This is a genomic window from Pseudomonas sp. SJZ080, from assembly GCF_007828295.1.
GTDB lineage: Bacteria > Pseudomonadota > Gammaproteobacteria > Pseudomonadales > Pseudomonadaceae > Aquipseudomonas > Aquipseudomonas migulae_A.
Genome location: NZ_VIUK01000003.1, coordinates 405,338 through 420,312 on the forward strand (window position 1 = coordinate 405,338; position 14,975 = coordinate 420,312).

12 protein-coding genes and 1 pseudogene are annotated in these 14,975 nt (G+C 61.0%); 4 read left to right on the top strand and 9 right to left on the bottom strand.

The window, feature by feature from the left end; translation table 11 throughout:
• Positions 1 to 52: 52 nt before the first annotated feature.
• Positions 53 to 1,594, bottom strand: a complete 1,542-nt coding sequence (locus FBY04_RS06690; protein WP_145314828.1) for an alkaline phosphatase — start codon at positions 1,592 to 1,594, stop codon at positions 53 to 55.
• Positions 1,595 to 1,917: 323 nt separating this feature from the next.
• On the opposite strand from FBY04_RS06690, the gene FBY04_RS06695 reads away from it, so the two are divergent.
• Entirely contained in the window at positions 1,918 to 2,160 is a 243-nt protein-coding gene (locus FBY04_RS06695) for a hypothetical protein (RefSeq protein WP_084318059.1), read from the top strand.
• Between the two features lie 435 nt (positions 2,161 to 2,595).
• Entirely contained in the window at positions 2,596 to 2,895 is a 300-nt protein-coding gene (locus FBY04_RS06700; RefSeq protein ID WP_084318058.1) for a hypothetical protein, read from the top strand.
• A gap of 157 nt (positions 2,896 to 3,052) precedes the next feature.
• Here the strand turns inward: FBY04_RS06700 and FBY04_RS06705 are convergent, their stop codons facing one another.
• From FBY04_RS06705 to ptsP, 3 genes are read right to left on the bottom strand one after another with little or no spacing between them, the layout of a single operon-like run.
• A complete protein-coding gene (locus FBY04_RS06705) occupies positions 3,053 to 4,792 on the bottom strand; it encodes a PTS fructose-like transporter subunit IIB (protein WP_084321863.1) in 1,740 nt (579 codons plus the stop codon).
• Between the two features lie 11 nt (positions 4,793 to 4,803).
• Complete coding sequence (gene pfkB, locus FBY04_RS06710; protein ID WP_084321862.1) at positions 4,804 to 5,745, bottom strand: 1-phosphofructokinase; 942 nt, start codon at positions 5,743 to 5,745, stop codon at positions 4,804 to 4,806.
• Positions 5,745 to 8,606 carry a phosphoenolpyruvate--protein phosphotransferase gene (gene ptsP, locus FBY04_RS06715; RefSeq protein ID WP_145314829.1) on the bottom strand — a complete coding sequence of 954 codons (2,862 nt, stop codon included), beginning with the start codon at positions 8,604 to 8,606 and terminating at the stop codon, positions 5,745 to 5,747. The genes pfkB and ptsP overlap by 1 nt, the downstream gene beginning before the upstream one ends.
• A 281-nt stretch (positions 8,607 to 8,887) precedes the next feature.
• Here ptsP and cra point away from each other — a divergent pair, with 281 nt between their 5' ends.
• Both cra and FBY04_RS06725 read left to right on the top strand, forming a co-directional pair.
• Positions 8,888 to 9,883 (top strand): catabolite repressor/activator, encoded by a 996-nt coding sequence (cra, locus tag FBY04_RS06720; RefSeq protein WP_084321860.1) that lies wholly within the window; start codon positions 8,888 to 8,890, stop codon positions 9,881 to 9,883.
• Between the two features lie 3 nt (positions 9,884 to 9,886).
• The gene (locus tag FBY04_RS06725) at positions 9,887 to 10,663 is read left to right on the top strand and encodes a TatD family hydrolase (RefSeq protein ID WP_145314830.1); all 777 of its coding nucleotides are present in this window, start codon (positions 9,887 to 9,889) and stop codon (positions 10,661 to 10,663) included.
• Here FBY04_RS06725 and FBY04_RS06730 read toward each other — a convergent pair whose 3' ends face one another.
• The 5 genes and pseudogenes from FBY04_RS06730 to ampD form a co-directional block, all read right to left on the bottom strand.
• Positions 10,664 to 11,053: a hypothetical protein gene (locus FBY04_RS06730; RefSeq protein ID WP_084321858.1), complete on the bottom strand. Its 390-nt coding sequence runs from the start codon at positions 11,051 to 11,053 to the stop codon at positions 10,664 to 10,666.
• A 222-nt stretch (positions 11,054 to 11,275) separates the two neighbouring features.
• Complete coding sequence (locus tag FBY04_RS33155; protein ID WP_371927713.1) at positions 11,276 to 12,205, bottom strand: methyl-accepting chemotaxis protein; 930 nt, start codon at positions 12,203 to 12,205, stop codon at positions 11,276 to 11,278.
• Positions 12,182 to 13,273: pseudogene (locus FBY04_RS33160) on the bottom strand (methyl-accepting chemotaxis protein); the annotation flags it as partial. The gene FBY04_RS33155 and the pseudogene FBY04_RS33160, both read right to left, overlap by 24 nt.
• Positions 13,274 to 13,579: 306 nt before the next feature.
• Complete coding sequence (gene ampE / locus FBY04_RS06740; protein ID WP_145314832.1) at positions 13,580 to 14,416, bottom strand: regulatory signaling modulator protein AmpE; 837 nt, start codon at positions 14,414 to 14,416, stop codon at positions 13,580 to 13,582.
• Positions 14,413 to 14,973, bottom strand: coding sequence for a 1,6-anhydro-N-acetylmuramyl-L-alanine amidase AmpD (gene ampD / locus FBY04_RS06745; RefSeq protein WP_084321855.1), 561 nt, complete (start codon positions 14,971 to 14,973; stop codon positions 14,413 to 14,415). The genes ampE and ampD overlap by 4 nt, the downstream gene beginning before the upstream one ends.
• Positions 14,974 to 14,975: the final 2 nt, after the last annotated feature.

Below are 14,975 nucleotides of genomic sequence, written 5' to 3' on the forward strand. Positions count from 1 at the left end.
CTGGCGATGGCGATATCAAAAACGCCATCGCCAGCAAGCCGGCGCCTACAGGTCATAGTGGCTGCAATTTCTGCTCAAACACCGCCACCCCATCCAGGTCCCGCAACACCACACTCATCTCCCCCGTCGTCCCCTCGATATTCACCTCGCCAAAAAACTGAAACCCGGCAAACGGCGAGGTGTTCTGCGCGGGCGGCGCCTTCTCGAACATCACTTGCGGCCCAAAGGTTTTATCCAGCGGATTCGGCCCGAAGCTCCCTGCATTCAACGGCCCGGCAACAAACTCCCAGAACGGTTCAAAGTCCTGAAACGCCGCACGATCCGGGTGGTAATGATGCGCCGCGCAGTAATGCACATCCGCCGTCAGGAACACGAAATTGCGCACCTGTTGCGCCCGCAGATAACCGAGCAATTCAGCGATTTCCAGTTCGCGTCCCTGGGCCGGTCCCGGATCACCATTGGCCACCGCTTCCCAGCGCGCCACGCCGGGGCTGACTTCGCCATCGGGCACACCGAGGCCGATCGGCATGTCGGCGGCGATGACTTTCCACTGGGCCTGAGAGCCTTTCAATTCACGCTTGAGCCAATCCAGTTGCTCACGTCCGAGAAAGGGTTTGGCGCCCCCAAGGTTGTTGTCATTGGCTTCGCGATAACTACGCATGTCGAGCACAAACACATCGAGCATCGGCCCGTAACCGATCTTGCGATAAATCCGCCCACCGCCATCGGCGCTCTGCCAACGCATCGGTGCATATTCAAGCCAGGCCTGGCGCGCACGCCCCACCAGGCTGTGGATATCCTTGCTTCTGTAGCGCTCATCGAGTTGCTTGCCCGGCGACCAGTTGTTCACCACTTCATGGTCGTCCCACTGCCAGATCTGCGGCACCTCGGCGTTGAAGCGGCGGACGTTTTCGTCCATCAGGTTGTAGCGGTAATTGCCACGATACTCGTCGAGGGTTTCGGCCACTTTGCTCTTGGCTTCAGTCGTGATGTTGCGCCACACGCGGCCGCTCTCTGTGGTGAGCTGCGCAGGTATGGGACCGTCTGCGTAGATGGTGTCGCCACTGTGAATAAAGAAGTCCGGCAGGCGCAGGCGCATGGCTTCGTAGATGCGCATGCCGCCGATGTCCGGGTTGATGCCGAACCCCTGGCCGACGGTGTCGCCGCTCCAGACGAAACGGATGTCGCGCCGGGTCTGCGGCACGCTGCGCAAGTGACCGAACCAGGGTTCGCTGGCGACGCCGCTCTGGGCGTCCTCGAAATGCACGCGATAGAAAATCGCCTGGTCGGCGGGCAAACCAGTGAGCTCGACCCGCGCGGTGAAATCGCTGCGGGCGTCGGCGAGGGGCGAAACGAACCGGCGCGGGTTGGCGAACACGCTGCGGGTGTCCCACTCCACCACCATCCGCGCCGCACGATCGCTGCGGCTCCAGACCATCGCCCGGTCACCCAGCACGTCGCCGGACTGCACGCCATCGGTGAGTTGCGGCCGATCCTTGACCGAAGCGATCACCGCCGGCGCAAGGCCGGGCAACAACAGCCCGGCGCCGACCACCTGCATGACACGACGGCGACCGAGGTTGAATTGGCTCATGGCGTTCTCCCTGAAAAAGGAAAACTAAAACATGGCCGTGTGACCCAACCATGACACACAAATCAGCCAACACCACAGATCCGTATGGAAGATTCCAGGTTGCAGGGCAACCCTGCAGCTTCAGACCGGCAGGTATTCGCTCTGATTTTTCATCGCGGCTCCTGTTCCTATCAAGGGAATAGGAAATTTCAGCGCTGCATTTGGGAAACGTCCTCACGCCAGCGCCTGAGCGCCCCAAGTAGTTTCGAGGCTCCCCTCGGCAAGTTCAACTCGGAGACCGGGGCGCAGACACAGCCAGCAAACAGAACCAGGAAGGTTGCCCCATGAAATATGATTTGAAATTTCAGATTTACGGCAGAGAAGAAGCCACCGACTTGGCTGTATTCGAGATCGACTTGCCCCCGACCGTTACCACGGATGCCCTGATGCCGATAATGGCTTGGCATGAAGAAGAGGATGCCATGGCGAGCCATCTTCTAACCGCCAGGCAGATGACGGCAATTGAACGTCTCGCAATGATTAAATTACCCAGGAACCTAGTGCTGTATATCAGCAGCTACATGTGAGCCTTCGGCATCCCCCCGCTTGAACGGCGGTTTAACACTCAAAAAAGTGACTGACAGAAAGATCGCCATCGCGAGCAAGCTCTGCTCCTACAGGGTATGCGTCGTTCTCCCACACGGGCTGAAATGAGCATCGTGAGGCACACAACTTTTCAAGACGTTTCCTACAACGTATCTTGTTGCCGCGTTTCGGGATCGACTTCATAGTTCGGGCTCGCGGAAAACACCGCGAACGACCTTGGCCGGTCGGTGCAGGAACGCTACAGCGTAGCAACACCTCCTCAGGCACTTTGTGCCTGAGGCGTTGTTTTATGGCAGCTGTGCGTGGGACACCTTCGGGTGTGCCGGTTCCTGTGCCCGGTCGGCCAACCCGCGTATGGCTGCCACCCTCTTCGTTTGGCCGCGAATGGTGGTAGCTCCCATTACAGGAGTTACTTCATGTTCCAAGTCATGCCGCGTTACCTCCCAATCGACACCTACGACGCCGAAACACCGGTGCTCTTCGTCAACACCCACAAAGAACTCAGCGAACTCACCGCCTGCGCCATGCACCGCTTCAGCGTGGTTCGCGATCTGGCAGACACGTTCACCAGCCTGAACCTGAAAAACATTTCCGACTGTGATCTGACGCGAATCACCCGCGCCGTGCATCTGCTCATGCGTGAGGGCTGTGCTGTGCTGGATGTGGTTCAGGCGCGGGCGTTGCAGCGGGAGAATGAGTACAAAACCCCTGCTTGATGGTGTTGCCACTGACGCCATCGCGAGCAAGCCCGCTCCCACAGGATCAGAGTCGTTCACAATTTTGGTGATCGCCACAACCTTGTAGGAGCCGGCTTGCTGGCGATGACGATTTCAAAAACGCCATCGCCAGCAAGCCGGCTCCTACAATGACGGGTTATGCGCTGACTGGCTCTACTGCCAGGTCAACAACCTCCGGCCGCTTGACCACCGCATACACCACCGCCGTCAGCAAACTCCCGGCCACAATCGCCAGCAAATAAAGCAGCGCATGGTTGATCGCATTCGGGATCGCCAACACAAACAATCCACCGTGCGGCGCCATCAGCTTGCAGCCGAAATACATCGACAACGCACCGGTCAGCGCGCCGCCGGCGATGCTCGCCGGAATCACCCGCAGCGGGTCCTTGGCGGCAAACGGGATCGCGCCTTCGGAGATAAAGCACAGCCCCAACACCAACGCCGCTTTCCCGGCTTCACGTTCGGCCTGGGCAAACTTGCGTCGGGCGATGAACGTGGCGATGCCCAGACCAATCGGCGGCACCATCCCGGCAGCCATCGTCGCGGCCATCGGTGCATAACTCTGCGACGCCAGCAGCCCCACCGAGAACGCATAGGCCGCCTTGTTGATCGGCCCGCCAAGGTCGACGCACATCATCCCGCCCAACAATACGCCCAGCAGAATCGCGTTGGTGGTGCCCATGCTGTCGAGGAAATGCGTGAGCCCCGCAAGCATCCCGGCCACCGGTTTGCCGACCACATAGATCATCACCAATCCCGTAAACAGGCTCGCCAGCAACGGGATGATCAGGATCGGTTTCAACGCCTCAAGGCTTTGCGGCAAACGCGCATACCGATTGATCGCCTGCGCCGCGTAACCGGCGATGAAACCGGCAATGATCCCGCCAATGAAACCGGCGCCCAACGTGCTTGCCAGCAGACCACCGATCATTCCCGGCGCAAGCCCCGGGCGGTCGGCGATCGAGTAGGCGATGTAACCCGCCAGCAGCGGCACCATCAGTTTGAACGCGGTCTCGCCGCCGATCTGCATCAGGGCGGCGGCGAGTGTGCCTTCCTCCTTGAACGCGGTGATGCCGAACACGAACGACAACGCGATCATCAGACCGCCTGCCACCACCATCGGCAGCATGAACGAGACGCCCGTCAGCAGGTGTTTGTAGACGCCGGTCTTCTCTTGTTTGGCCGGGCCTTTGGCACCGGTCGCGGCGCTTTCCTGTTTGCCTTCGGCCAGCGCTTTGTTCAGCGTTGCCTCGGCTTGCTTCAACGCGATGCCCGTGCCGCAACGGTAGATTTTCTTGCCGGCAAAACGCTCGGTCGCGACTTCGATATCGCACGCCAACAGCACCACGTCAGCATCGGCAATCGCCGTCGCGCTCAACGGATTGCGCGCGCCAACCGAACCCTGGGTTTCGATCTGCAGGTCATACCCCAAACGTTTCGCCGCTTGCTGCAAGGCTTCGGCAGCCATGAAGGTGTGAGCAACACCGGTCGGGCACGCCGTGATTGCGACCAGGCGCGGGGCGTTTTTCGTGACGGCCACAGGTTCGGCGACGACTTCGTCTGCGACGTAGACCTGAGCCTCTTCAGCACCGCGTCGCAGTACCGCTTCAACATCTTGCAGAGCATGTGCCGGGGTGCTTTGGAACACGCGCTTGCCGACGAATCGTGACATGTCCACCGGTACGCTGGTCACCACCAACACCCACTCGGCAGCCTCGATCGTGGCCGCCGACAATTGGCGTTCCGGGTGCGCCGCGTCCACCACTTCGACGCTGGTGCTCCAGCCCTGCCGCTGCGCCGCGGCATCGAGCAAACGGGCGCACAGCACACTGGTGACCATGCCGTTCGGACAGGCCGTAACAATGGCTAATTTCATGACAAACCCTCTTATTGTTCTGTCAGGGGGCGCACGCGCACACCCTGTTCGAGCCGCGCCAACTGGGTCGCATCGCCGATCCCGAAACCGATCTGGGTCACCGCCATCGCGGCAATCGCCGTGGCGGTGCGCAGGGTCTGTTCCGGCGTGTCGGCACTGAGCAGACCATGAAGCATGCCGGCCAGCAACGAATCACCAGCGCCCACCGTACTGGCGACGCTGACCCTGGGTGGCGTGGCATGCATCGCCGCGCCGACACTGAACCAGTTCACGCCATCGGCACCGTGGGAAATCACCACGTGCTCGATGCCTTGCGCGTGCAAGCGGCTCGCCGCTTCGGCTTGAGCCGCGACCGAAATCACTTCGCAACCGAGCACTTCGGCCAGTTCTTCGGTGTTCGGTTTGATCAACCACGGACCGGCCTTGAGTGCTTCTCGCAACGCTTCGCCACTGGTGTCCAGTGCAACGTTCAATCCAAGGTTTTTCAAGCGAAAAATCAGCGCCTGCAACCACTCGGGACTGATGCCTTGAGGCAGGCTGCCGGCAACGACAACCGCATCGTGCCCCGGCGCAATCTGATCCAGTCGATCCAGCAACGCCTGCTGCGCGGACTCACTGACCATTGGCCCCGGGCCGTTGATGTCAGTGATGCGCCCATCTCGTTCAGCCAGTTTGATATTGCTGCGGGTTTCGCCGGGGACCCGGATAAACGCATCGACGAAACCGCGCTTGGCAAACAGGGTTTCGAACGCTTGAAGATTGTCTTCGCCGAGAAAACCGCTGACGGTGAGCTGATGCCCAAGGTCCGCCAGCACCTGCGCCACGTTCACGCCTTTACCGGCGGCGTGGGTGTGCATCTCGTCGCTGCGATTGACTTGACCGGGCTCAAGGCGCGGCAACTGCACCGTCAGGTCCAGCGCCGGGTTGAGGGTCAGGGTCAGGATCTTGGCCATTACAGGGCCTCCACTAATGCGCGCACTTCATTTGCGCTGCCCACGGCAAGCGCCTGTTGAGCAAGGGTTTGGGTCTGGGCCAGGCTGAGTTCGCGAATGCGCGCCTTGACCTCGGCAATGCTGCGGCCCGACACGCTCAATTCGTCCACACCAAGACCGACCAGCACCGGCACCGCCAGCGGATCGGCCGCCAGCTCGCCGCACACGCCGACCCACTTGCCATGGGCATGGGCTGCGCGCACGGTGATGTCGATCAGTTGCAGCACCGCCGGGTGCAAGCCGTCAGCCTGGGCCGACAGGGTCGGGTGACCACGGTCGATGGCCAGGGTGTATTGAGTCAGGTCGTTGGTGCCGACACTGAAGAAGTCGACCTCTTTGGCCAGCACCGGCGCCAGCAACGCAGCCGACGGCACCTCGATCATGATCCCCAGTTGCAGGTCCGCCACCGGGATTTCCAGACGCAGCCGTTCGGTCATGTCCCGCGCCTGCCGCCACTCGTCGACGCTGCCGACCATCGGGAACATGATGCGCAGCGGGCGGTTATCAGCGGCACGCAGCAGGGCGCGCAATTGCGCTTCCATGATGTGCGGACGCTGCAAGGTCAGACGAATTCCGCGCACGCCGAGGAAGGGGTTTTCTTCCTTGGCGATCGGCCAATACGGCAGCGGTTTGTCGCCACCGACGTCGAGGGTGCGCACCACCAGCGGCCGACCGGCGAGGCCATCGAGCACGCGGCGGTATTCGACTTCCTGAGTCGCTTCGTCCGGCACCTGCGAGTGGGCCATGAAAATCAGTTCGGTACGCAGCAGGCCGATGCCTTCAGCGCCCTGCTCCACTGCGCTGGTGACACCAGCGCTTTCACCGATGTTGGCGAACACCTCCACCGCGTGCCCGTCGGTAGTCAGTGCCGGTTGATGACGTTGTTCGGCAGCCGCCTTCAAGCGTTGCTCGCGGGTGTCACGCTCTTCGGTGGCGCGCTGCAAGGTCGCCGTGTCAGCGTCCACATGCAAGCGACCGCGCTGGCCATCGAGCAGCAACGGCGTACCCGGCGCCAGCAGCAAAACCGCCGCACCCGCGCCGACCAATGCCGGAATGCCGAGCGCGCGGGCGACGATGGCGCTGTGCGCGGTGGCGCCGCCACGGGCGGTGAGAATGCCGGCGACGCGGGTTGGATCGAGACGCGCCACGTCGGAAGGACCGACTTCGTCCATCACCAGAATGTACGGTTGATTGGGTTCACTCGGGGTTTCGACGCCGCTCAGTTGCGCCAGCACGCGTCTGCCGATATCACGCAAATCTGCCGCGCGTTCGGCGAGCAAGGCGTCCTGCAGCGACTCCTGTTGCTTCGCCGCCGCTTCGATCACCGCCATCCACGCCGCTTCGGCACTTTCGCCCTGTTTGAGGCGAGTTTCGACTTCATCGGTCAATTCCGGGTCGTCGAGCATTTCCTGGTGGGTAATGAAGATTTCGCGAATGGCTTTGGATTTGCTGCGTTCGATCAAGCCTTCGATGTCGCGGCGCACGTCTGCCAGCGCTTGCTTGAGACGCTCGCGCTCAATGGCGGCGGACTCACCGCGCAGCGGGTAATCGATGGTTTGCAGCACCTGAATATGCGCCGGGCCGATGGCGATGCCCGGCGCTGCGGCGATGGCCTGGACCAGACTGCCGGACGCCGGAGCGAGCAGCACTTCAGCCACATCCGCAACGACTTCGCGCTGCTGGCTCACGGCGGGCAATGGCTCGACTTCTTCACCCAGGCCTTCTTCGATCGCGGCCAGCAAGGCTGGCAAGGCGTCGGCGGCAATGCTCGGCTCGGCGACAAATTCGAGCACTTGACCGCGACGGGCGCCGAGGCTGAGCAACTTGCTCAAGCTCTTCACCGACACGGCGCTGTCCTGTCCGTCGACGATGCGCACACGAATCTCGCCTTCAAAACTCTTCGCCAGTTGCGCGAGGATTTTCGCCGGGCGCGCGTGCAAACCGTGGGCGTTTGCCAGCGCAATGCGCGCGCTCGGCCAGTCTACCGGCAGTTCACCGCCGAGCACTTCGAGCACTTTGCGGCTGCTGGTGGCGCGCCCCAGTTCATGGCCACGGCCTTCGATCAGCAACGCGCAAAGGCGTTCGAGCAAGGCCTGATGCGCCTCGCCGAGGCTGGCCAGACAGAACAGGCCGCTGAGCGGCTGACCGAGATAACGCATCGGTTTATCCGGGGTGACGAAGGCCAGGCCCGGACGCTTGACCGTTTGTTCGCTGTGCAACCACCACAAGCCATCGCCGAGTGGCAGCGCCTCGACCTGTTGCAGCACCGCGGAGAAACCATTGCTCACACAATCTGCCTGTCGCAGCAAACGGGCACCGCGCCAGACCAGTTCTTCGAAGTCATCGGCCGACACGCCCAGGCCGATCATCTGTGCATCCAGCGCCAGTTCCTGCGGCGCGCCTTGCAGCAGTTTCAACAAGGCTTCGGCAGAAGCGGCGCGACGCAGGGCCTGGCCCAGATCGGTCTCGCCGAGGGCGCGGGTCAGCAGCTGCAGGAGCCGCAAGTGTTCATCGGATTTTGCGGCGATGCCGATCGCCAGGTAGACAATCTGACCGTCGCCCCAATCCACGCCTTCGGGAAACTGCATCAGCCGCACGCCGGTGGAAAACACCTGGTCGCGGGTTTCCGGCGTACCGTGGGGGATGGCAATACCTTGACCGAGAAAGGTCGAGCCCTGGGCTTCGCGTGCTTGCAAACCGGCGAGATAACCCTCCGCCACCAGGCCATCGGCGACCAGATGGTGTGCCAGCAGATGCAACGCTGCGGACTTGTCCACGGCCGATTGGCCCATGGAAATCTGCTCTATCGTGAGCTCGAGCATGCTTTCTCCTTTTTGGCACCTTGAGGTGCCAGGTATTGTTTTGAATGAGTCAGCTTAGGCGCTTAATCATCACTTTTGGCGGTTTCACGGCAGAACCGGCCAAAATGCACCTGAACGTAGAAAATACGCTTGCTGAAACGTTTAATCTAGAATGATTGGCACGTTACTCGATAATGTCCCATCCTTGAAGTCCAACTTGTCGGATTGGCTGCGACAATAGTTGCCTGCCTGAATCGGGTAGGATTGGCGAAAATGTCGGCCGACAAACAAGGAAACCCGAGTTGAAACTCAGTGATATCGCCCAACTGGCCGGTGTGTCCGTGACCACCGCCAGTTATGTCATCAATGGCAAGGCCGAACAGCAACGCATCAGCAGTGCCACCGTCGAGCGCGTGCGCGCGGTCGTCGAGCAGCATGGCTTCACGCCCAACCCCCAGGCGGCCGGGCTGCGCAGTCGGCACACCCGCACGCTGGGCTTCATTCTGCCGGACCTGGAAAACCCCAGTTACGCACGAATCGCCAAACTGCTGGAGCAAGGTGCCCGGGCGCGCGGCTATCAGTTGCTGATCGCCAGTTCCGACGACGCGCCGGACAGCGAACGCCAATTGCTGCAACTGTTCCGCGCCCGTCGTTGCGACGCATTGATCGTCGCCAGTTGCCTGCCGACCGGTGACGACAGTTACCGTCAGTTGCAAGCCAAGGGTATACCGATCATCGCCATCGACCGGGTCATGGAGCCTGAGCATTTCTGCTCGGTGATCAGCGATGATCGCGAAGCCAGCCTGCAACTGACGCGCAGCCTGCTCGACCCGCTGCCCAAGCAGATCGCCCTGATTGGCGCACGCCCTGAACTGAGCATCAGCCAGGAGCGGGCGGCAGGGTTCAAGGAAGCTCTGGCCGGGTTCAAAGGCGAAATCCTCATCGAACACGGCGAATCGTTCAGCCGCGAGTGCGGCAAGCAGTTGATGGAAGAAATGCTCCAGCGCCTGGGTCATTTGCCGGATGCGTTGGTGACCACCTCCTACGTGTTGCTTCAGGGCGTGTTCGACGCCTTGCACGACTTCCCGTTGAAAACCCGCCCACTGCGCCTCGGCACATTCGGTGATACGCAGTTGCTGGACTTCCTGCCACTGCCGGTCAACGCCATGGCCCAGCAGCACCAGTTGATCGCCGACAAAGCGCTGCAATTGGCCCTCGCGGCCATTGAGCAGTCCGATTACCAGCCCGGCGTGCAGGCCATCGCGCGGACCTTCAAGCAGCGTATTCGCCAGGACTGAACCGTGGAGCTGATCGACACCCACACTCATCTGGATTTTCCGGACTTCGACGAGGATCGTCAGGCGCTGCTCAGTGAGAGCCGCGCCCTCGGTGTGCGGCGGATGGTGGTGCTGGGGGTTTATCAGGCCAATTGGCAGCGAGTCTGGGAGTTGGTGCTGAGCGATCCCGATCTGCACGCGGCATTCGGTTTGCACCCGGTGTATCTGGATGATCATCGCCCTGAAGATTTACGCGAACTGGGTGACTGGCTGACCCGCCTGGCCGATCACCGCCAGCTGTGTGCGGTGGGCGAGATCGGCCTGGATTACTTCATCGAAACCCTCGATCGTGAACGCCAGCAGACGTTGTTCGACGCACAACTGCAACTGGCAGCGGACTTCAATCTGCCGGCGTTGATCCATGTGCGGCGCAGCCATGCGGCGGTGATTGCCACGCTCAAGCGCTTCAAGTTGAAACGCGCGGGCATCATTCACGCCTTCGCCGGCAGCAAGGAAGAGGCCCGCGAGTACATCAGGCTCGGCTTCAAACTGGGCCTCGGCGGCGCGGCGACCTGGCCGCAGGCGTTGCGCATGCACCGCGTGCTGGCCGAGCTGCCGCTGGAATCGGTGGTGCTGGAAACCGACTCACCGGACATGGCGCCGGCCATGTTTCCCGGTCAACGCAACAGCCCGGCGCATCTGCCGGCGATCTGCGAGGCGCTGGCGAAAATCATGGCGATCAGCCCTGAGCAACTGGCCGCCGCAAGCACGGCCAATGCCTGTGAGCTGTTCAACTGGTAGTCAATCGGCGTGAGCCTTTGCTGCATCGAGAATCAACGTGATGTGCTGCCGATGCCTCGCGTACTGAACAACGCCGCAGTAGATCAGAATTGCCACCAGCGAGAAATTCAGTTGCTCGACCACGCTGAGCAACCCGACCCACTCCATCACCAACGCCACCAGCAGCGCGGTGCAAACCATCACCAACGTACTCGCCCGCAACATCGCGAGTGAGTCGAGGGACTTGATGCGCCGGATCTGCGTTGGGTCGCTCAGTTGCAAGGCTTTGTGGCAGTGGGAACAAGAGAATGCTTCGTTGATTGCGATGGCGTTGAGTTGCCAGGGTTCGAGTAGCCGCGTGCTCCCGCAATGGGCACAGTGCCCCTGGATTCCAGTTGTAGCAAAGGACATAACCGAGCCTCCTCAGGGTAGGTCAGGGTTGTGGATCATCCTTCATTGAAGACCAAATGCCAGAGCCTGGGAGGAAACCGGATATTGCCGACGCGGGGAGGTAATAATTACTACAGACAGTGCACAAAAAACTGTGGGAGCGGCGTGACAGTCGACATTTCTGTTGAATGTTACGCCGCTTTCGCGAGCAAGCCCGCTCCCACATGGGGTTCTGTGTGCTCTCTAGACCCGAAACGCGCTGATCAGCTGTTTGAGCTCCACCACCTGAGCCGACAACGCCCGACTGGCGTTCTCGGTCTGGTGCGCACCTTCGGCAGTGCGCTCGCCGGCACGGTTGATCTCGACGATGTTCTGGTCGATGTCGTGCGCCACGGCAGTCTGTTGTTCCACGGCAGCAGCGATCTGCTGGTTCTGGTCGACGATCATTCCTACCGCGCCGAGGATATTTTCCAGCGCCTGCTGGACCTTTTCCGACTGTCCCACCGTGCCACTGGCCATTTGATGGCTGGTGCCCATGGCCTTCACCGCCGCACCGACACCGCTGTGCAGTTTGGTGATCATCTGTTCGATTTCTTCAGTGGATTGCTGGGTGCGTTTGGCCAAAGTCCGGACCTCGTCCGCCACCACTGCGAAACCTCGACCCTGCTCGCCCGCCCTCGCCGCTTCGATGGCCGCGTTGAGCGCCAGCAGGTTGGTCTGCTCGGCGATGCTCTTGATCACCTCCAGCACGCGGCTGATGGACTGGCTGTCACTGGCCAGTTGATTGATCACCCCCACCGATTGGTCGATCTCGCTGGCCAATGCGGCAATGCTGCCCTGTTGCGATTCCACCAGACCGCGCCCGCTGATGGTCTCGTCGTTGACACTGTGGGCGCTGCTGACCGCCGCCGCAGCACTGCGAGCCACTTCCAGTGACGTGGCCGACATCTGATTCATGGCCGTGGCGACCTGTTCGATCTGTGTGCGCTGACCCGCGACGGCCTGGTTACTCTGGGCCGACACGTTCTCGACCTGACCGGCCTGACGCTCGACTTCACCGACGGTGTGGCCGACACGCTCGATCAGGTCATGGATTTTCTTCACGGTGCCGTTGAACACCTCGCCCAACTCGCCCAGCTCATCACGGCTGTTGGCGTTGAAAGTCACGGTCATGTCACCGGCCGCCACCTTGTCCATCATCGCGCCAAGACGCTTGAGGGTGGTGCGGGTCGAGGCGTAGAAGCCGCCGTAGAGGTAGAAGATCAACACAAATACCACCGACAACGCGACGGCCTGCAGGACCATGTGCGTGCGGTTCTGAGCCAGTCGCTGTTGCAACTGGGTGTCGAGGAATTTCAGGGTGGCTTCGTTGAGTTGGTAAGTCTGGTCCATCAGGCCGGTGACCTGATCGTAGAAGTCCTGCCACGGCGCATCGAGGGTGTCGGCCATCACCACTTGTTCTTCGAACAGTTCACTGGCTTTTTTCAGCGTCGCCTTACTGCTTTCGGCCTGCGCGGCCAAGGTTTCACGCGCCGCTTTGCTTGAGCCCAGCGCGTCCTGCAACTTCAGTCCGTACTCGGCCTGCAGCTTTTCGATCTGCGCCAGCAACTCTTCGAAACGGGTGCTCGACGACGAATTGAGGAACCCTTGCCCCAGCGAGTAGGAGCCCATCGCGCGGCCATCGCCCAACGTCTGGGTGACGGGCGGTGTGACGTTGGTAATGAGTTCAGTGAGCTGACGCATGTCGCTCTGGCTGTCCCGGCTCAAACCGGCCTGACTGGCGATGATCTGGCTGAAAATCTGTGCGTTGCCGAGCAATTTGCCGATCAGCGCACTTTTGCTTTGCAGGGAGTTTTCTGCTTGCTGGGCCTTGAACGCTGTGATCATTTCATCGCGTTTACCATCGAAAACCGCTATCTGCTCCGGATCAGTGGTCATTGCAGCAAGCCCTTCCAGACGGGCCAGGACGCTTTGTTCCAGGGCGCTGATCTTGGTCTCGACATTGCCAGCCTTGCCGGACTGGCCAAGGTAAACGTTGATCTGCACCAGGTTGTTCAGGGTTTCCAGGTCACGTCGCAAGGTCAGGCTGCTGCCCAGCAGGTCGAGGCTCTGCAGTTCGACCTGAGTGCCCTGGAATTCACGATAGGAATCGCGCACCAGGTAAAAGTTGGTCACCAGCATCGGCACCAGGAACAGAACGCTGATCAGGCTGAACTTCATGCCGAAGCTCAGGCGATTCATTAGCGCGACGGCGGGATAGAGCAAGCTCTTCACTGGAAGTCTCCCTTTGCATTCTTATTTTTATTGGCAGGCACAGGCAGGCAGCAGATAGCCACTATTCAGTGCTATCTCTGTATAGCTTAAATCGGCGGGAGGTTTTGTAACTTAAGGTTAACGGCATTCGCAGCGGACCTGCCGGTCACAAGGCGCCTTGCCAACACTGCCCCTGTGGGAGCCGGCTTGCTGGCGATAGCATCAACGCGGTGTTGCTCAAACACCGAGGCGCATCCATCGCCAGCAAGCCGGCGCCTACACGGGACTCGGTGTTCAGGGAAGGACGGTCCACAGCGCAAAACCGGCGTACCAGAGCACCGCCGCTCGCAGCAGCAATTCCCAGATCCGGTCGAGACTGTTGATGCCGTCCGGCCCGACCACCGGTGCAGGAATTTCACCGGCCACCAGCCCGACCTTCTCGATCAACTGGGCGGCGCTGATGTTCCAGTTCAGCAGTTCGTGCAGCATCACCCGGCTGACCGCGACAAAGTTGCCGACCAACGCAAAACTGGCCGCCAGCAGACGCACCGGGACCCAATCGAACGCGTGACGCAATTGTGCGGCGCGCTCGACAACAGCCAGGCTCTGCCCATGCTCTTCGGCAAGTGCCAGCAGTCGATAGCTCAACGCCGCCACTGGACCCAACAGGAAGTACCAGAAAATCACCGCAAAAAAGCTCTGGTAAGCCTCCCAGAGCAGATGCCCTTCCACCCGTTCCAGCAATTGTTCGCCGCTGTCGGCGCAAATATCCAGGTCACGCTTTGCCACGTGAGCGGCGGCCTGCAAGTCTTCCCGGCGCCAGGCATCGCGAAACGGCCCGAGACCGGCCAGCAGATCGCCGCGCCCCAGGCTGTAGATGACCACCAGTAAATGCACCGGCAACGCCAACAGTCCGTAAGCCACCGGTTCCAGAACCACCAGTAGCAAGCCCAGCAGCGCCACCGGCAGCAACACCAGAATCACCAATATCAACCACGGACAGTCGGCCAGACGCGGGTTGACTTCAAGCTTGTGCAGCTCGCGCACCCAGCCGCCGTCACGTTGAATCCGATGGCGCAACGCCGAGAATTTCTCGATCCACACCGCCAACAGCAACACCAGAAAACTCATTCTTGTTCCTCTTTAGCCAGGGCGGCGCGATAGCGTGCCCAATCGAACGCCGGCCCCGGATCGGTCTTGCGCCCCGGCGCGATATCGCTATGTCCACAGATGCGCTGTGCGGTGATGGCCGTGAAAGTGCTTTGCAGCTGCAAGGTCAGGGCCGTCAACGCCTCATATTGAGCGTCGGTGAACGGCAGATCATCCGTGCCCTCGAGCTCGATGCCCACGGAAAAATCGTTACAGGTTTCCCGGCCGTCGAAACACGACACGCCGGCATGCCAGGCACGCTCAAGACAGGAGACAAACTGAGTGACAGTGCCGTCACGCTCAATCAGAAAGTGCGCGGACACCCGCAGGTCGGCGATCCCTTCAAAGTAGGGATGCTCTGTGACATCCAGCCGGTTCTGGAAAAATTCCTGCACCTTGCCGGTGGCGAACTGCGCCGGCGGCAGACTGATGTTGTGGATCACCAGCAGGGAAATTTCGCCCGTGGGGCGCGCATTGAAGTTGGGTGAAGGGCAGACATTCACGCCCTGACACCAACCGCTCGCGGGGTCCAACTGCATAC